Here is an 18,208-nt window from a genome sequence, read left to right on the forward strand (position 1 = left end):
AAGCACTGTTCACTGTAATGGTGCTTTCTTATTATTGCGTTTTAGTAAATGGTTTTTCTCTGAACCAGGCACTGATAATGTATTTGAATCCCGACTCAACCGGCTGGCCGCAGTGGTAGGTGTATTGGTTAGGTTTCCCCAGTGGCGACAAGTTGTTCCAGCACAGGGCCATGCCGGTGCGGGGCATGACCGTAATATCCAGCTGGGTAAAATGCGTGTTTCCACCTGTAAAGTTATCGTTTAAATAGACAACGCACGTCCAGGTCCGCTGGCCGACACTGTCGATGCATTTTTGGTAGCTGGGGGATGACTCATGAAAGAAATCACAGTGAACTTTGTACTCTTGCCCGGTGCCGTAGCGTTGGATCTGTAAAGATTCCAGATACGCGCTATCAATGCCCATCAGGGCACTGATTTTGCCTTTTATTCTGTCATTTTCCTGCTCGCTTATCTGCTCCAGACAGGCGGTGCAGGAGGTGCGATAACCCTGGTTACTGTCTCCCTGCTGGTCAACCACAGTTGAGGGCTGAAAGTGGCCTTCTAAACTGGTTATTAAAGATTGGCATTCCTGCTCAGAAAAGGCGCCCTCAAGACGGTAGATTTGTGCGCGTACATCTGCAATGCGGATGCTGGCGGGGTTTTGTGTGATGGCGATGTTGGCAAAGGCAAAATAAAGGCTCGGTTTGGTGGGTGTGCTTTCACGCAGGCTGGCATCTTCTATTTGTTCTGTCTTTACCTTAGGTTTAAACCCATACATGGCTTTTTCGGCCATTTCCATAGAGTAGCCAGATTCAATCAGATCTCTGTATACCTGTGCCTTGCTTTCACCGGCCTGGAGCCTTTGGCTTACCCATTCAATTAAGTCAATAGAGGGGTTGATGTTAACCTGGGCATACCGCTGTCTGTTGTCTGCTCTTTGTTGATTTGTCGGTAAAACGCTGGGCAAAGCCAGTCGAGTGCGTTGTTTGTCAAAGCGCTTAAACTGTGGGATTTGAAAATGAGAAAGTTCAGAGGGATCGGTTTGCGCTGTTTCCAGACACAGCGGCAGCGTGCTGAGCGCCAGATCATCGGGCGTAATGGCAAGCGGGTGGGCTGAGGTTAACCAGCTGACCAGGTGCGTTGTTTGAGCTTGGCTTAAATGGGATGTCCGGAGTATGCCTTCGGTGAGTATTATTGATAAAGCCTGTATGGTAGAGAGCCTGGTTGATGACAAAGAAGGAGTAGCAATAATAAGTTGATCAACCTGGTAGTCAGTCTGTTCATCACAGGCGATGGACTCATAAATATGATGCAACTGGTCATTAAAATAGGTACTGGTAATGGGTCGAGTGTGACGCGTTTTACTCTGTTGTGCGTTACAAATGTGGGGAGTACTAACCGCCCGTACGCTTTTATCGCTGGTTATTTTAAAGCGCCCATGACTGAGGACCTCAACTTGCGGCGAGCTCAGTGTTTCTAAACTGTGTGAGCAGAGACTGGATTCCTGGCTGCAAATGGCAATTATTTGCGTCTTTACCCTCAGTAATAAGCCGCTGAGATAGGTATCATGGCGGGTTATTGATCCTCTGAGTGTTTGCAGTAACTCGATTACACGGTAAAGGGCCTGATCTGCATAGAGTAATTCGGCATCCTGTTGCTTATCAAGATACACACTATAAAACTCCCGCTCTTCACGGATCTCTATAAGATGATCCCAGTTAACAGGCCACTCGGACTGTAGTTGTGCAAAGATACGTTTAATATCATTGCGTAGCGTATCCTGCTCAATTATCACCACAATTACCTGGCCTTCGTATTCAAGCCAGAGGGGGTCGCGCCAGTCGCGTAGTAAGCCTTCCTGGCTGAAGTTTGCAGTGATAGCGTGTATGTCGGCTTTGGCATGGGCCACATCGGTCCCATACTGACGATGCAACGTGAGCGCGATGTCGGATAGTGATTGGTTTGTTTGCAGCCCTTGCCAGATGGTGCTTGCTAAGGGGTCGAGTAAAAACCAGGTGTCGTGAAGTGGGCTGTTAATAAACACCTGTTCATCAATCTGGAAACCCTGTGTGACAGGGCACGTGTTTGGCTGCGCCTCGGGCACATACTGTGGCGCTGGTGAGCGGGTTGGAATACTGGCACACCGACTGAGTGCAACATAATCTCTTTGCCAGCGCGGTTTAAGCTGTACATCTCCCAGCGGTATTTGCCCCGAGACGGCCAACTGATTAACAATATAGCCGGCATGATCGCTGATACTGGCGCAGTTGCCGCCAACTTCAGAAGCATGAAAAGCGCCGGATGACTGCCAGCGATAGACATAAAATATATCTTTCTGGGGCAATGTTTGAGTGTGTTTTTCGCCACCCAGCGAACGAAACAGCGCTAAATCAATCGCACTGACATCATGTTCTAAATAGCCGCCAATTTGCTGCCATACAGTACGGTCAATCGCCAGGTTACACTGGTAGAGGTTTTCAGAATATTCAAGTTCATGGTCGCTGTTTTCCAGCCAAGCCTGGCGGGTGTGGAAAACACCATCACGGATCTGCGCGGCACTTACGCTGAGCCGCCAGGGCAGATAAATGTCATCGTCCTCCCAGGGCATTAAGATGTCACCTGTGCAGTAACTGGCAGCCAGATTGAACTTTTTACCCAGAGGAACAACGCGGGTCGGCAGGTTGATGACAGTCACTTTCGGGTGTTCGAACAGTAAACGGTGCCCGCTGAAGTCATTGAGTACAATCAGCTCTTTTTCGCCTGCATAATCCTGGCGCAGAAACGATTCAATGGCCTCTTCCAGTAAGTGTGGGCGGCCAAAGGTACAGCAAAAGCAGGAAATCTTAGGTAATAACATAGTGTTCCTCTAACGCGTTACCTGGGTATCTTTGGTCTGGGGGTAAAGCTCGCCATCCCGGTATTCGAGTGCCAGCAAAGACAGGTATTGCGAGGCTGTCCGGGCCTTGCCCAGCGGGAAGTTCTGGACAGGAAAGCTGTCATGGGCCGGGTCAAACGTGTGTTCAATCAATGCACGCAGGCGGATCTGCGCGCGGGTATTCAGCGCTACCCATTTAGCGTCGTCATTCCAGTGTACATGCTGATCGAACACCGGTTTTTCTTTGCCGTACTGGTGTAATACCAAGTGCTGAGACGGAATAAAGCAATCGTATCCTAAGGTCCAGAGTTTCAGAGAATGAGTAAATTCTTCCTGATTAAAGTACATGATGGGATCGATCGGTAAGTCGTGATTGAGCTGACCTTGTGCGAAGTAAAAACCGCAGGCACACAAGTGGCTGGCAATGGGTTCTTTATGTGGTGTTGCGTCAGTGTCAAAAAAAGGCTCGAAACGGACACTGCCATCCAAGACCGGCCCCACTTTTAATCGGGCAATGGGCGTATCTGCGAGGGATGTCTGCGCCTGAAAAGGGGCTGGATAGGTGGTTAGCACGGGTTTGTTACTCGGGCAAAGTGCTAACTCTTCTATCATGAGCCTGTCCCAGTCAGCAACGAATCGGGTGTGGCTGTCTATGGAGAGCACAAAATCTTCGTCACGATATAAATTTTGCGCCACATGGCGCGCCCAGCACACGCCTTGCGCCTGCTCGACAGGCACCGCAACCAGTCTGATATCTGCATCAAGTTCAGTGGGAAACAACAAGTATTCATCCAGCCCGGGGATATACTGCCAGCAGACACCGAAAACAAGTCGCTGTGGGTTGCTCGCATTATCGATGGCGCTCCTTATGGTGGCCAGTAATTCAGGATCCCGATAGGCCGCAATTTGCACGAAAATAGACGCATTCATAACAGAGTTACCCCTAGCTACTGTACATAAAGCGTAGATTAAAAAACCTCTGACATCACGATTCTTGTTTGCCCTCAGTCGCCCATGTTCTGCTTGATTGCGCCTGCTACGGGCATTTGAACACTTCTTAACTTGCTTATGGAGTGTCACACTGTGTCGATGTAAGGTTATGATAAATTTGGTTTTAATTCTGAAAAGGATAAAGTCAGCGATAAGTCACAGTCAGGCCCAGTTTTTTACCCTGTTATTGATAATGTCAGGGCTGATATCTACCCATTTATCTGGAGAATATAGAATGAAGCCTCAACAATTTAAGCTACTTTTGTCAGTTTTGGGTTTGCTGCTGTGCAATAACAGTCATGCTCAAGGTGTACAGCCCGAGTTGAAGGGTCCTTATTTAGGCCAAAATCCACCCGGGCTTGTGCCAAAAGTGTTTGCCCCTGGAATAGTGTCGACACCTGAGTGGGGAGATGCAGTGCATTTCGCGCCTGATAAAGAAGTGCTTTATGTGTCCCGGTGGCGGGTGAGCAAAGGGCAGCGCGAAACGACGTCTGTGACATTTAAAAGAGTCGCTGAGGGTTGGCAAAAAGTCGAGACCAATCACACCGGTAGAGCGCCATATTACAGCCCGGATGGTCAAATGGTATTTTACGGTAAAGAATATAAAACGCGCACCTCAGGCGGGTGGTCTGAAATGAAAAAGCTCGGCCCCGCATTTGATGATATCCCTGTGATGGGCCTTAAAATGTCGCTAAAAGGTACCATAGTGTTTGATGAATTTACCCGCGACGGCAATGGTCTGCTGAGATACTCGAAATGGGGCAAGGGTGAGTGGCAGACGCCAAAAGCATTCAGTAAGGCAATTAATACCGGTAAGTGGAATGCCCATCCGTTTATCGCGCCCGACGAGTCTTATGTTATGTGGGACGGTGAACGGGAGCAGGGGTTTGGCAGCTCCGATCTTTATATCAGTTTCCGTCAGCCTGATGGCTCATGGGGTGAAGCGATTAATTTGGGGGCGCGAGTTAATACGGCCGCTGAAGAAGGAGGACCTCAGGTGACGCCAGATGGTAAATACTTATTTTTCAACAGAATGGTTAAGCCTAAAGGAGAAGCAGGCGAGGCACAGTCCGACTTGTTCTGGGTTGATGCAAAAATTATTGACGATCTCAGATCCGTTGACTGAGGCTTTGAATGTTTAACGCTGCGTGAGCGATGACGCCCATCAGGGGCTACTGTGTCGTGCATTTATAACCTGAAGTAAAAGATATTTGACATTGGTTGGAGTTTTGACCAGTATAAGGTCAAATATTTTTTACTTTTAGTTAAGGATGGTAGTCATGACAAGCAATGAAAAATTAAAGGTGCTTAAGGCATTGCTCGACTCGCTGAGTTTTCGGGATCTAACCCTGGCTCTGGATTTATTGGTGACGGGCGCCGTGGTTTATTTTTATGCGTCCAGTTTAATGGCAGCCAGTGCCGAGCAGCTGGCCAGTGGTGTCTGGATATCTCAACTGCTTATCAAAGTTGTGGGTGTTTCGATTGCTTTGTCTATTGTCAGTCAGCTATTGCTGGAGCTGGTCAGTGATGGTGAAGTCGATCAGCCTATGGATGAACGAGAAAAACAGGTGTCGCTGGTGGGTAATAAATATGCGTTATGGACGCTTCAGGCCGGGGTCTGTTTTGCGATTGGTCAATATGCTTTTGAGCAAAACGGTATGGGTATTGCCGAGCGTGCGCCGTTGCCGTTTTTCACGTTACACATCATGGTTGGCGCCTTTTTGCTGGCGGAACTGGTTAACTACGCAACTCAGCTGATCAGAAATCGTATGGTGACACCTTATGGCTGAGTGCACTATCAAAAACCAAATCAGAACCCTGAGGTTTATGGCGGGTGAGATGACCCAAAAGGAACTGGCAGAGCGCGTTGGTGTGACCCGGCAAACCATCATGGCAATTGAGGCGGCCAAATACTCTCCGTCACTGGAGGTTGCGTTTAAAATTGCTCAGGTATTTGGCGAGCCGCTGGAATCTGTTTTTCAGTATCAGCATCGTGAGCTGTGAAAAAAGTCGGTACGTAAACAAAATTAGCTAGGTAAAATGGATGGTTTTCTTGGCACCTTAATTGCATTAACAAAATGTAAATAGCGGGCCTGCTTAGTTTGCCGTTGAGAGATGACCCGCCTTAATCTCCACCAATGGAAGGATATCATCAATGAACGCAATTAATGCAAGCGCTGGCGCCAGCGCAGCCAGCCAGGTCTACGCGACACGCGCAACTTACACGGCCGATGAGCAAACCGCTGAGACAACCAAAACAGCAAGTGATACTGTCACGCTCAGTGACAAAGCCAGGCAGGCACAAAACAAGTGGCAAGAACTTGCAGCCAACTATGATGTACACAATATGTCGGCAAGTGAAATGCGCAGTCTGTCACGAGAGCTGTTTGATGGCGGCTTTATCGGCACGGGTGAAATGATGGTGATAGGCGCACCGACTGCTATGAATGAAGATCCGCTCAAGAAGCACGATTTACTGAACGATATGCGTCATACCTATCAACTATCGTCCGCCATGGGTGGGCACAGCAAAGAGTCCAGTGAGCTGTATCTGAAATCTATTGAAGTGCTCGAAAGGTTAGGCAAAACCCGCCCAATACAGCGTTTCGCAAATTTTTCATAAAATTGTCCTTTTTAATTAGTGTGTCTGTGACGCAAAGTGCGTCACGAATGTGTTGTTTACTTTTTGTGAATCAATTTGAACTTTTATTTTACATTTGATATGGAAAGCTTGCTTTGGATCAAGAAGGCTGGGTGTCTAGGTAGGCGTGTCAAGACCACAACGAGGTTGTTTATCTGGTATACAGACTTGTTACGTATCTGATAAGGTGACAAATGAGCGGCTATTCAGGTCGTCAGTACAGGACAAAAACAATTAAAAAGGAGTGAATATGCGTCATAAAACACATGCCCGCTGGTTGGGTGGCGTCGCCTTATCGGCGATTGCTGCAGCGGTCATTTACGCAAATCATCAACCCACCATTCACGATATAACCCCCACAGTAAAAGTACACGAGAAAAATATTCGTGAACCTGATAAGTCGATGCAGAGCCTGATCCGCGTTAATCCCGCGCGTCAGATCGATATACAGGCGCGATATGAGCAGGCTTTCAAGCAGGTCCAGGCACACCGAGCACTGGAACACTCAGACACCCAGTGGCAAAACCTGGGGCCAGATATGGTTGGTGGTCGAACCCGGACCCTGGTATTTCATCCGCAAAACCCCGACATCTTATTTACTGCCGGGATTTCTGGAGGAATATGGAAGTCTGTGGATGGCGGAGAAAGCTGGCAACCGGTTGCCAATGATCTGCCCAGTATGGCAATAGGCACATTGGTCTTTGATCCCTCCGATAATAACCGCCTGTTTGCGGGCAGCGGTGAAGGCGTTTATGTCGGCCGCGGATTTACAAACAGCATTGGCTTTGCCGGTGATGGCATCATGACATCCGAGGATGGGGGGCAGACCTGGTATCAGCTGGAGAGCACCAACAATAATGCAAATTTCCAGTATGTGAACAAGCTTCATTTTGGAGCCAAAGGTCGCTTGTATGCGGTGACAAACACCGGGATTTGGCTGTCTGATGACAAAGGTGAGCGCTGGCAACAGGCACTGGATCAGAGCGAGGTAGTGGGGGGGTGTCTGGAGCTTGCTGTAAGCCCTTAAGTGATGAACAGGATCACATCCTGGCAAGTTGTGGTAATTTTGGCGAGGGCGGTGCAGTTTATTTGAGTCAGGACTCAGGTCAGAGCTGGCAGGCGGTAATTGCTGAGCCCAATCAGGGGCGGACGACTTTGGCCTTTGCACCGTCTGACCCAAACACGGTTTACGCACTGGCTGCGTTTAACGCTCGGGGAGATATACCTCATGCGTTACAGGGCTTGTATAAGTCAGTGGATGGAGGTGAAAACTGGACGCTGGTCACTGGTCCGCAGCACGAAGATATACTGGGCCGATATGTGCTCTCTAACCCAAATACGTTGAATTGTGACGATCCACAGCGGAGTTTCATTTATGGCCAGGGCTGGTTTGATAATACGCTGACTGTAGACCCCACAGATGCAAATGTTATCTGGGTTGGTGCAGTAGAGTTGATGCGCTCTGAAGATGGTGGTCAGAGTTGGCAGCAGATGTCGTTTTATTATCGTGGCGCGGACCTTCCCCACGTGGATCACCATGGCCTTTACTTTCACCCCAATTACGATGGTGTCAACGAAACTCGACTATATAACGTTAATGACGGCGGTATTGCCCAGACTGGTAACCCCTTTGCGTCCGGTGTGAGCGCCTGTGCGCAAGAGGCTGCGGAGATATCCTGGCGCTCTTTGAACCCAGGCTACAATGTTACCCAGTTTTATCATGGTGATGTGTCGAAGGATGGGAGCCGCTTAGTCGGTGGTGCTCAGGACAACGGTAGCTGGATATATACGGCTGATATGGGTTGGCAAGATGTTGGACCTGGTGATGGCGGTTATGCGTTTTTTATTGATGAAGAGCGCACACTGATGTCCAGTCAAAATGGCACCGTATTCCTGCGTGAGAACGGAGAAAACCACTATTTACAAAAAGCAGACTATGAAAGCGCTCTATTTATCGCGCCGTATGCGGTAGACCCGAATTATCCCCAACGTATTTGGCTAGGTGGGCAAAGCCTGTGGCGTTTGGATGAATTATCGGATGGTCAGTTTGAACGTGCATCTGAACGGTTTACAGAGGAGTATCGTCGGGGAATTACCGCGCTGGCGGTTAAACCGGGAGACAGCAACACAGTCGTGTATGCACAAACGGATGGGGTATTGAAACGCCTGACTAATGCGTTGAGCTCAGACAGCACCACCATAGGACAAGATATCAGTTTCTCTGACACCGCCTATGTGCGTGAATTACACTATAGTCTGCACAATTCCAAACACATGTATGCGGTTACATCCACATTTGGTGAAAAGCACATCTGGAAGAGTGAAGACGAAGGGGACCGCTGGCGTGCACTCGATGGTGAAGGGGAAGGCGCGTTTCCTGATTTACCAGTACATACCCTGGTTGAGCTCAAAGAAGATCCGGATACCCTGTTTATCGGCACCGATTATGGTGTGTATTACACGGATAATGGCGGCAAGCGCTGGCAACCTTTCATTCACGGGCTGCCCAATGTGGCTGTATACCGCATGGTATTGAGGCGCATTGAGCACACCAATTACCTCTATGCATTCACATATGGTCGCGGTGTGTATCGTATTGCGCTGGACGTACCAAATCAGGCGCCACAATGGCGTCAAGAGCCAGAAGCGCTCACTGTCCAGCAGGACGAGTCTATAACCTTAGAGCTGGTCGAGCTGGTGGTTGACTTGAACGGGGATGACTATCAGTTTAGTGCGGCTGAGTTACCTCAAGGCTTTGAATTGACGCCATGGGGGACTTTGAGCGGGCAGTTCTCCCAACCGGGTGAGTACAAGGTGAAGATTGAAGTCAGTGACGGTCAGCTAAATCAACAGCTTGAGTTAGAGTTTGATGTTGAAGCGTCCGACGATGGTTCAGGTGATGGCTCAGGCGATGGCTCAGGTGATGGCTCAGGTGATGGCTCAGGCGATGGCTCAGGCGATGGAGCTGGTGATGGCTTAAACAGTGACTCGGGTGAGGGTAACAATGAAGCCAAGCCGGGTGGAAGTAGCGGTATGCTCAGTACCTTGCTTGTCATGATTGGTGGCGCAACCTGGTGGCGCAGAAAAAAAATGGTACGCGCAGCTAACCAGCAAGTCTGATGTTGCTGACACTTTACCTTGGCACATTAAGTGCTGAGCGTGACTTTCATCAAGCCACCTTTGAAGGGTGGCTTTTTTTATGATTTTTATCAATATACATACTGATATCAATCTGATTTTTATGCTTTTTTATTATTCATAAAGACATCAGTAAAACATCATGTAATGGATGGCTCGTTCGTTAAGCTTCCTGTATGCCAGTGCCAAAAAACAACACGATTTAGTCCGGGAGTTTAGCAATGAAATCTACCTCAATGTTCACTATATCCTTCTCACTCTTAATAATGAGTCCTGCCAGTTTGGCCAATCAGACATCCGACACGTTAACGGGGCCCTATCTGGGGCAAAAAACACCGGGGGTTGTGCCACAAGTATTTGCTCCGGGGGCAGTCTCTACCAAGCACAGGGATTACAATGCCTTCTTCTCACCCGATATGACGGAGTTTTATTTCACCCGCAGAGATAATGATACGGGTAACTGGACTTTAATGTCCTATGTTCAGCAGCATAATCAATGGCATGAGCAGGTGGTTGGCCCAAGGGTAGGGCGCCCGTTCCTGGCTCCGGACGGAAAAACTATGCATCTTGGAAAATACTATATGGAGCGTACAGCCTGTGGTTGGGGATCGTTGCAGGTTTTAGGTTCGATGTTTAACCGCAATGATTGGGGAATTATGCGTCTGACTTCGTCCAGCAAAGGCACTTATATTCTTGATGACTACAAAAGTGGAGATGTGATCCGAGTTTCTGAGGTGGTCAATGGTCAGCGACAGCCTCCTGTCGCGTTGGGTCCGGAAGTCAATACTGGCCAGTATAATGCGCACCCGTTTATAGCGCCTGATGACTCTTATATTATCTGGGATGGTCAGCGGAAAGAGGGGTATGGTGACAGCGATCTGTACGTTAGTTTTCGACAAAAAGATGGCAGCTGGGGGGCGGCCATTAACTTAGGGAGTCAAGTGAATACCGCTGGCAGGGAAGCGTCAGCCAGTGTAACGCCCGATGGCAAGTATTTATTCTTTAACCGCGATGTTGAAGCCGCAGAAGGGGATATCTATTGGGTAGATGCACAGGTGATTGAGCGACTGAGACCAGTTCAAGACTAGCCTGAGTAGGTATGTTTTTGTACTTTTTTTGTACCAATCAGAGATGTTCTGTGTTAAACCTGATTGGCCACTTAAGGCATTCATATTTTGACTAAGGAAAGATTATGAAACTGAAATTAAATAAAAAAGCAGTAAAAACTCTTCAGGACCATGGTTTGGACAAAACTCAGACAAAAGCAATTGTGGGAGCGGGTAACCAGGCTAGTGTTGATATTTGCTGGACACACCCTGCCTATGCTGCCTGTCGAATGCACTAAGCGCTGATTGTTCATTAGTACAATAAACTGAGTAAGATGCCCGCATGTTGCGGGCATTTTTGTGTGTTCTACGCGTCAAGCTGAGTCATAAAGTGAAGTTCTGCGGGGGTTGCCAGAGCTTGCTCATAAAGTTGATACACTTTCTGGGTGTAGGGCTGAGCATGGTGGAAATCAAAGTCATGACGCCGTGAAAACCGCTCTATAAGAGTGAGTTGTGACTTATCCTTGTTTTCATAAAGCTCAAAACGCTGGCAGCCAGGTTCACATCGGGTCGGTTCGATGATTGCCTCAATCGCGGCTTTGCAATCTTGGTAGTAATCTGATTTTGGATTAATATAGGCGACCAAATTGATAGCGTCATCGTGTTGGGACTGGTTGTTATGTGCGTTGTCTTTTGTCATTGAAGACCTCCAGAATACAATGTGTGAGTGTTAGAACAGGGCCGCTTAGCAGGTATGCCGTGATCAGTGCCACAGGCCAGGCGTGTAAAAATGCGCTTAGCCAGTGCGAGATAAATTCTGCGTCAATTCCCAGATTTAAGTATGTGACCCAGCCTGATACCACTGCGGACAGGCAAAATGAAAATAGGGTCGTGAATATCAGTTTTTGCATCTTGGCTCCTTGGTTACTCATCCATCATATCCGCCGTCGAAAAAAGCGGAATATCAGAAATAGAAAGTTAAGATTAAGGAAATCGCTATGCTTGATGATCTCTTGCTCTTTGTCGAAGTTGCTCGGCGTGGTAGTTTTGCCAAAGCAGCAGAGGCGCTAGCACTTAGCGCTCCGACATTGTCGAAACGCCTCGGGACCTTAGAGGCCAGGCTAGGTTACAGCTTGATGATCCGCTCCGCTCGGGGCGTGCTGCTCACCTCCCACGGACATACGGTTTATGATAAGGTTTCAACACAACTGTTAGCACTGGACGCGCAATGCACTGAGTTGCTCAATCCGCAGGTCAGAGCGTTTCATTTATTGTGCCCGCAGAACCTGATCAATGGCCCTCTGTATTCAGTGGTTGAGTCTTTTCAGCGGGCTTACCCAGATCTGACACTCCATATTGAGCCAGATAACACCAATGTGCTGTTGAGTCAGAAACGATTTGACGTGATCATCCGGGTGGGTACATTACAAGACTCCAGTTGTTTTCATACCCGGGTAGGCCAGATTGGGGTTAAATGTGTGGTATCAGCGCTGGCAGGTGAGATAAGCACTTTATTTATGCCCTTTAAAGCAGAGCAAATTCCGGACTCTGCATCCTGGCGCTCACTATTGGCGCGTTTTGATCAGGTTTCATACGTGGGAGATATCACCCTGGCAAGGCAAATGGTTTCATCCGGGTTAGGGGCGGCCATTTTACCTATGACAGAAGTCGCGCAGCTGGATCAGCCATTTCACTACCTTGGTGAATGGCAGCACATGCGCCCGGTATATGCCCTGTGGGCAAATACCCGAAAACCGCCGGCAATGGTACAGATTTTCGTCGACCAGTTGAAATCATTTTGTGCCAGTTCAAAAGTACTTCAGGGCGAACTGTGTGAAGGGTCAAAAGACCTGAAATAAGAGTGAGGGTCCGGAAAGAGAAAACGCGCACTTAATGTGCGCGTTTATCAGTGCCGTCGCGAAGGGGATTGTTTAGTACACCGTACTGCGAACCCTTCATCATGTATAACGAAACTCACTCTTTTAAGGATCACTTAAAAGACAAAATTTTTTCTTCGGCTGAAAGCTAAAACTGTGTCAGCCGTTCTGTTTATATTCAGTTTAGGACTGAGCGCAGAGTTATTCTGGCGCGGTTTGCATATCAGTGTAGCTGTTCACCGGAGTAGCTAGAGCAACTTGTTATTTTTTAACTTACACTAATTCGTTTTATCTGCTTTACAGCGTAATATCCTACGACTAACTTAGAACTTTCAGTATGTTGCTATCATGGAGGCACAATATGGTGCAGTGGTTAATGGGGTTGTCGGTGAAAAGCCGGCTCGTAGTGGGGTTTGGTATTGCGCTGGCGCTGCTGGTGGTAATGACCATTATTGGCAGCAATCGGGTGGCGTTTATCGACAATACATTAACAGAGATCACCGACGTCAATTCGGTCAAACAACGCTACGCCATTAATTTTCGGGGCAGTGTACATGACAGAGCGATTGCCATTCGTGACGTGGCGATCGCCAGAAGCGCATCCGAGGTGGCTGAGTATGAACGGGAAATCGATCAGCTTGCCCGCTTTTATCAGGACTCAGATGCTAAGATGACTCAGATGGTTAACTCAGGTGCACACTTTAGTGCCCGGGAGCGCGAGATCCTGGCTCGGATAGAGCGGATTGAATCCAGTACGCTACCGCTGATCCGCACCATACTCAGCAATAAAAAAGCCGGTCAGAGCGTTGATGCGCTGGTGCTGGACGAGGCTCGTCCGGCATTTATTACCTGGCTCAATGTGATCAATGAGTTCATTGATTATCAGGAACAGCAAAATCAAGCTCTAACACCAGCTGCCAGAGAGGCGGCTGGTGGGTTTTCACAGCTAATGTTGTGGTTTACCGTAATCGCTGTTGCCATTAGTGTGCTGGTGGGGTGGGCTATTGAGCGCAGTTTTCAGCGCTCTTTGGGAGGCGAACCACAGGATGCTGCCGCTGCTGTGACACGCATTTCAGGTGGCGATCTGACAGGGCAGATCCAGACCGACTATCCAGGTAGCATGTTAGATTCTGTCTGTCGGATGTCCGGTGAATTAACTCGCATTGTGACCAGTATTAAAGAAGTGTCTGAACAGCTGTCTGTTCAGGCTTCGACAGTTTCCGGAGCTTCTGGTGAGATCTATGATGCTGCACAGCATCAGGCGGAGGCCACCACTAAAACTGCAAATATGCTCGATTCTTTGCGAGAAAATATGATGCGGGTGAGTGATATCGCCAAGCAAACAGAAGAAAACTCAACACAAACGGTCACTTTCGCTGATCAGGGACGCCAGGCAATCCGTAATACCGCTGAGGCGATGGATACCATTGCACAGACGGTGGATGGCACAGTGTCACAAATCCAGAAACTGGCTGAGCAGACCAAGCAGATCGGCGGCATTGCCAATGTGATCAGTGGCATCTCTGAGCAGACCAACCTGCTGGCACTGAACGCCGCTATTGAAGCCGCACGGGCTGGTGAATCTGGCCGTGGCTTCGCGGTGGTGGCTGACGAAGTGCGCCAGCTGGCGCGTAGAACCTTTGAAGCCACAGATCAGATCGAAACCATGATCCGTGAGGTACAAAGTGAAACCTCTGCCACGGTGGCAGCGATGGAAAAAACCCAACCTCAGGTAGAACATGGCCGTACGCTGACGTTTGAAGCGACCGAGCTACTGGAGCAAATAGATACGCAGGCACAAAACTCCTTGTCTCAGGTGGGAGAGGTGGCCAGCGTTGCTCAGCAACAGGCCTCGGCTATCAATGAAGTGGCTTCGAACATGGAAGAGATCACACTGGCTGCCCAGGATGCAATGAGCGCGCTGAACGACAATAAACAGGCCACCAGTAAACTGACAGAAATGTCCGGTGTGTTGGGTAAAAATATTGGCTTCTTTCGGATCTGAGTGTACTTAGTGCGACGTGAGGGATAAAATCCGGGGTCACAATGAACCCGTCAGACCTCGGGTAGAGCAGTGGAGCAATTATGCGTTTGAGTCGTAAAGCCTGGAACAATGTGGTGATTTTCTCCATGTTGATCATGATCTTTTTTCTCAACGGAATTCATCAGAAAATGAATCCATCGGTCGAGGAAATGGGCAGCATGCCGCTTTTTGAGCAGCAGAGTTTTGTGCTGGCATTAGGCTTTCCGGGTTACAAGATAGAACGTATTGGCACATCATGGCGGCTCAGTGCCGATGCTGAGGCTACCTGGCAGGCACAACCCGCTACATTGGACGCGTTAGTTACCCAGTGGCAGGAAAGTGAGTTGGTATTGACTGACAGCCCGGGATTGTCAGCCAGTGCAGCAGTTAGCGTGGCTCAGTTCTGGCTGGCGGGCAGTGAACTACCTGTCAGCTACCAGCTGTACCAGCAGCAGCAGCGCTATTATCTCTTTGCCAGACAATCACAACGTTGGTTCAGCCTGAGCAAAACCCAGGCACAACAATTATTTGCCCCTATAGAGTTGAAGTAATGCCAGAATTACCTGAAGTAGAAGTGAGCCGCTTAGGCATTGAACCCCATATTCTGAACCAAGCTGTCACTAAAGTTGTGGTGCATCAGCGCCTGCTTCGTTGGCCAGTCCCTGAGCAGGTCAGCCTGTTAGAAGGGCAGGTCATTAGTGCCGTAAAACGACGGGCCAAATATTTACTGCTGGAAAGTCCGCTGGGCACGGCTATTTTACACCTGGGCATGTCGGGCAACCTGCGTGTTGTAGCGCAGGATACGCCATTAAAAAAGCACGATCACATTGAATTTCATTTTGCCAATGGGCTGGCATTGCGTCTGAATGATCCCCGCCGTTTTGGTGCCTGCCTGTGGCAAGGAGTCACTGAGGAGCACAGCGTATTTGCAAAGCTGGGCCCGGAACCACTGACAGAGGCGTTTACGGCTGAACACTTATATGCTGCCAGTCGGGGCAAAAAGGTCGCTATTAAACAGTTTATTATGGACAATCATGTAGTCGTGGGTGTCGGTAATATTTACGCCAATGAGTCCTTATTTAAAGCGGGGATCCATCCGAAGCGTGAAGCGGGTAAAGTATCATTGCAGCGTTATCAGAGGCTGACACCCATTATCAAAGAAACGCTGGCGAGTGCCATCAAACAAGGCGGGACAACCCTTAAGGATTTTGCGCAAAGCGACGGTAAGCCAGGCTACTTTGCGCAGGAGTTACTGGTCTATGGGCGCAAAGGCGAACCTTGTGTCAGTTGTGAGACCGAACTAAAGGAGATCCGCCTGGGTCAGCGTAGCACGGTTTATTGCCCCCAGTGTCAGCGCTAACTGTCACTGCTTAATTCAGCTTCTGGCTGGGTCTGATAACACAGGCTTGCCAGTATTTGAGTGACCTGCTCAATACGCAGTGCAAAACTGGATTTGATCGCGCGTTCATGAATGGTGTGATCCCCATCACCATAGGGTCCAAAGCCATCCAAAGTCGGCGTCCCCGTAGCTGCTGCTGTATTGGCATCAGATACCCCACCACGATGCTCTACAGGCAGGTCATAACCCAGGATCTCATTGATCTCACTTAACAAGGCTGATTGTTTATCCGTTGGTGCCATCACACCCCGTTGCAAACCGCCTTCTAACTTAACCGATACACCCGTGACTTCAATGGCCAGGCAGATATTTTCTATGCCCTCAAGTAGACGCTGTTGCTCAGAGGCTTTAGTAAAACGAGCCTCTACCACCATAGTGGCCGATGGAGAAATGGTGTTGGCACCAATGCCTCCCTGGATTTTGCCCACATTGACGGTGCTGCCACGTTTGAGATCGGTCAGGGCCGACATCTCCATCAGCATGTTTGCCAGTGCAAAATTCGCGTCAATACCATCCCTGTAATGGTTACCGGCATGCGCTGCTTTACCGGTAATGGTAATGGTATAGGTTGCAATGCCTTTGCGAGCCACCACCAGCTCGTGGTTTTTTCCTGCCGCTTCGAACACCAGGCAGGCATCATACTGTTTGGCAATTTTTGTCGTCAGTGCTTGGCTGTCGTCGCTGCCAATTTCCTCATCGCTGACTAGCAGCCAGTCAATGTTATGGAGTTTGCCATAGGTGTGTTTGAGCTGACGCAGTGCGTTCAGTGCGACCCAGTTACCGCCTTTCATATCACACACACCCGGACCATAAACACAATCATCATCCTGACTGAATTCGACGAAAGTATCGGGTGGATAGACGGTATCCAGATGACCCAACAAGAGGATCTTTTTACCTGCGCCTCGTGGCGCTCGCAATAATAAATGATCACCAATATGCTCTCGCTGATAGCGGGTGAGCGTATACCCCAGTGGCGCAGCCAGTTCAATCATTTGCTCACCGTGTGCATCAACACCGGCTTTATGTTTACTGTAAGAATTACAACGAATTAAAGACGCGAGTTCATTAAAGTCCAGACTATCCATAACAGGTCCTTGCGGTAATTTTGGCCCATCGTGGCGATTTTCGATGACAGTCAGGTGACGGAATTATGAACAGTTTTTGGATCCCGATAGGTACAGAAAAACGATCAAAAATCTGTCACACAGTGCCCTGTAAAATAGCGTTCCTGACCAAATTTTATGCACCTGTTCAAGGACCAAGGAGATACTTTATGACACGCTCTGTCGCGGCGCCGCACGTTGGCATCTGGATGTACGAAAATGGTGGAGGGCGCGAGATTGAGCAGCGCCTGGTTCACGCGTTGGCCGAACGCGGGATCCAAACCAGCACTGGGCTCAACCTGCGTGATGCCCGGGCAAAAGATGGCCAGATCAGCTGTAATGGCGTAGTTATGGAGCAGCTGGATGCGTTTTTGAGTTACAACGCAGGCCAGCAAACTCAGTTTCAGGTGTATCTCTATCAAGCATTGAGCCAGGCTATTCCAACACTGAATAACTACGAGGCGTTTGCGCTGGCAGAAGACAAATTCCGCACTTCTCACTTACTCAACAGCCAGGGGATCTGCACCGCGGATTATCGGCTGTGTCATAAAAACGACATGGATGGCCTGAAGCAGGCACTACGAGATTTTGGTGGCAAGCTGATCTACAAGCCCACCGATGGCTGGGGTGGTGTTGGTATTGTCAAAATTGACAGTGAGCAGGCGCTGGACATGCTGCTGCCGTTTTTGAGCCGTACCGACTTGCGTTACTTCTATGTTGAGCGCTTTATTGACTACGACAACACCGATTACCGCATTGATGTGGTGGATGGCAAGTTTGTCGGTTGCTATGGCCGTAAAGCGCCAAAGGATGACTGGAAAACCAATATCACCAGTGGCGGCTCTGTGTTTGTCCGGGAGCCTGACGATCAGGTTGTTGAACTGGCGATCCGAGCCGCCAACACCTTGGGGCTGGAGATTGCCGGTGTTGATCTAATCTACGATCGCGAACGTGAAGAGTATGTGGTGCTGGAAGTGAACACCATTCCTGCGTTTGCGACACCTGAACAAGAAGCATTGGGGATCAATTTTAACCAGGCCAAGATAGATGCCATGGTGGAGCTGATCGAGCGCACAGCGACCCAAAAAAGCGCCCTGCATACGCACAAAGTGGCCTGATGGCCATGCTACAGAC

At 49.1% G+C, this 18,208-nt stretch carries 18 protein-coding genes; 13 read left to right on the forward strand and 5 right to left on the reverse strand.

What is annotated here, in order from left to right; translation table 11 throughout:
* Positions 1 to 31: 31 nt before the first annotated feature.
* Both ELR70_RS07045 and ELR70_RS07050 read right to left on the reverse strand, forming a co-directional pair.
* Positions 32 to 2,836, reverse strand: coding sequence for a PqqD family peptide modification chaperone (locus ELR70_RS07045; protein WP_054014311.1), 2,805 nt, complete (start codon positions 2,834 to 2,836; stop codon positions 32 to 34).
* A 9-nt stretch (positions 2,837 to 2,845) separates the two neighbouring features.
* The gene (locus tag ELR70_RS07050) at positions 2,846 to 3,784 is read right to left on the reverse strand and encodes a GlcNAc-transferase family protein (protein WP_054014312.1); all 939 of its coding nucleotides are present in this window, start codon (positions 3,782 to 3,784) and stop codon (positions 2,846 to 2,848) included.
* Positions 3,785 to 4,079: 295 nt separating this feature from the next.
* Between ELR70_RS07050 and ELR70_RS07055 the strand changes: the two genes are divergently transcribed.
* From ELR70_RS07055 to ELR70_RS24800, 8 genes are all read left to right on the forward strand, one after another.
* Entirely contained in the window at positions 4,080 to 4,970 is an 891-nt protein-coding gene (locus tag ELR70_RS07055; protein ID WP_054014313.1) for a PD40 domain-containing protein, read from the forward strand.
* A gap of 154 nt (positions 4,971 to 5,124) precedes the next feature.
* Positions 5,125 to 5,634, forward strand: coding sequence for a hypothetical protein (locus ELR70_RS07060; protein WP_054014314.1), 510 nt, complete (start codon positions 5,125 to 5,127; stop codon positions 5,632 to 5,634).
* Positions 5,627 to 5,848, forward strand: coding sequence for a helix-turn-helix transcriptional regulator (locus ELR70_RS07065; protein ID WP_054014315.1), 222 nt, complete (start codon positions 5,627 to 5,629; stop codon positions 5,846 to 5,848). Before ELR70_RS07060 ends, ELR70_RS07065 begins: the two co-directional genes overlap by 8 nt.
* 151 nt (positions 5,849 to 5,999) lie before the next feature.
* On the forward strand, positions 6,000 to 6,467 hold the full coding sequence (locus tag ELR70_RS07070) for a hypothetical protein (RefSeq protein WP_054014316.1): 468 nt from the start codon (positions 6,000 to 6,002) through the stop codon (positions 6,465 to 6,467).
* A gap of 268 nt (positions 6,468 to 6,735) precedes the next feature.
* On the forward strand, positions 6,736 to 7,512 hold the full coding sequence (locus tag ELR70_RS07075) for a hypothetical protein (protein WP_128064526.1): 777 nt from the start codon (positions 6,736 to 6,738) through the stop codon (positions 7,510 to 7,512).
* On the forward strand, positions 7,485 to 9,605 hold the full coding sequence (locus tag ELR70_RS25065) for a hypothetical protein (RefSeq protein WP_128064527.1): 2,121 nt from the start codon (positions 7,485 to 7,487) through the stop codon (positions 9,603 to 9,605). Before ELR70_RS07075 ends, ELR70_RS25065 begins: the two co-directional genes overlap by 28 nt.
* Positions 9,606 to 9,844: 239 nt before the next feature.
* On the forward strand, positions 9,845 to 10,711 hold the full coding sequence (locus tag ELR70_RS07085) for a PD40 domain-containing protein (RefSeq protein ID WP_054014318.1): 867 nt from the start codon (positions 9,845 to 9,847) through the stop codon (positions 10,709 to 10,711).
* Between the two features lie 104 nt (positions 10,712 to 10,815).
* Positions 10,816 to 10,968 carry a hypothetical protein gene (locus ELR70_RS24800; RefSeq protein WP_160317356.1) on the forward strand — a complete coding sequence of 51 codons (153 nt, stop codon included), beginning with the start codon at positions 10,816 to 10,818 and terminating at the stop codon, positions 10,966 to 10,968.
* A gap of 68 nt (positions 10,969 to 11,036) precedes the next feature.
* Here the strand turns inward: ELR70_RS24800 and ELR70_RS07090 are convergent, their stop codons facing one another.
* Together ELR70_RS07090 and ELR70_RS07095 are read right to left on the reverse strand one after the other, a co-directional pair.
* The gene (locus tag ELR70_RS07090) at positions 11,037 to 11,369 is read right to left on the reverse strand and encodes an antibiotic biosynthesis monooxygenase (RefSeq protein WP_054014319.1); all 333 of its coding nucleotides are present in this window, start codon (positions 11,367 to 11,369) and stop codon (positions 11,037 to 11,039) included.
* Positions 11,347 to 11,580 carry a DUF2798 domain-containing protein gene (locus ELR70_RS07095; protein WP_054014320.1) on the reverse strand — a complete coding sequence of 78 codons (234 nt, stop codon included), beginning with the start codon at positions 11,578 to 11,580 and terminating at the stop codon, positions 11,347 to 11,349. Before ELR70_RS07095 ends, ELR70_RS07090 begins: the two co-directional genes overlap by 23 nt.
* Positions 11,581 to 11,667: 87 nt before the next feature.
* Here ELR70_RS07095 and ELR70_RS07100 point away from each other — a divergent pair, with 87 nt between their 5' ends.
* The 4 genes from ELR70_RS07100 to mutM all read left to right on the forward strand — a co-directional run bounded on the left by ELR70_RS07100 (position 11,668) and on the right by mutM (position 15,929).
* The gene (locus tag ELR70_RS07100; RefSeq protein WP_054014321.1) at positions 11,668 to 12,528 is read left to right on the forward strand and encodes a LysR family transcriptional regulator; all 861 of its coding nucleotides are present in this window, start codon (positions 11,668 to 11,670) and stop codon (positions 12,526 to 12,528) included.
* A gap of 379 nt (positions 12,529 to 12,907) precedes the next feature.
* Complete coding sequence (locus tag ELR70_RS07105; RefSeq protein WP_082353124.1) at positions 12,908 to 14,551, forward strand: methyl-accepting chemotaxis protein; 1,644 nt, start codon at positions 12,908 to 12,910, stop codon at positions 14,549 to 14,551.
* An 80-nt stretch (positions 14,552 to 14,631) separates the two neighbouring features.
* Entirely contained in the window at positions 14,632 to 15,120 is a 489-nt protein-coding gene (locus ELR70_RS07110; RefSeq protein WP_082353125.1) for a hypothetical protein, read from the forward strand.
* Complete coding sequence (mutM, locus tag ELR70_RS07115; RefSeq protein WP_054014323.1) at positions 15,120 to 15,929, forward strand: bifunctional DNA-formamidopyrimidine glycosylase/DNA-(apurinic or apyrimidinic site) lyase; 810 nt, start codon at positions 15,120 to 15,122, stop codon at positions 15,927 to 15,929. The genes ELR70_RS07110 and mutM overlap by 1 nt, the downstream gene beginning before the upstream one ends.
* Here the strand turns inward: mutM and ELR70_RS07120 are convergent.
* A complete protein-coding gene (locus tag ELR70_RS07120; RefSeq protein ID WP_054014324.1) occupies positions 15,926 to 17,056 on the reverse strand; it encodes a M20 family metallopeptidase in 1,131 nt (376 codons plus the stop codon). The genes mutM and ELR70_RS07120 overlap by 4 nt on opposite strands.
* Positions 17,057 to 17,244: 188 nt before the next feature.
* Here ELR70_RS07120 and ELR70_RS07125 point away from each other — a divergent pair, with 188 nt between their 5' ends.
* Positions 17,245 to 18,192, forward strand: coding sequence for an ATP-grasp domain-containing protein (locus tag ELR70_RS07125; RefSeq protein ID WP_054014325.1), 948 nt, complete (start codon positions 17,245 to 17,247; stop codon positions 18,190 to 18,192).
* Positions 18,193 to 18,208 lie beyond the last annotated feature (16 nt).

The organism is Pseudoalteromonas sp. R3 (genome assembly GCF_004014715.1).
Taxonomy (GTDB): domain Bacteria; phylum Pseudomonadota; class Gammaproteobacteria; order Enterobacterales; family Alteromonadaceae; genus Pseudoalteromonas.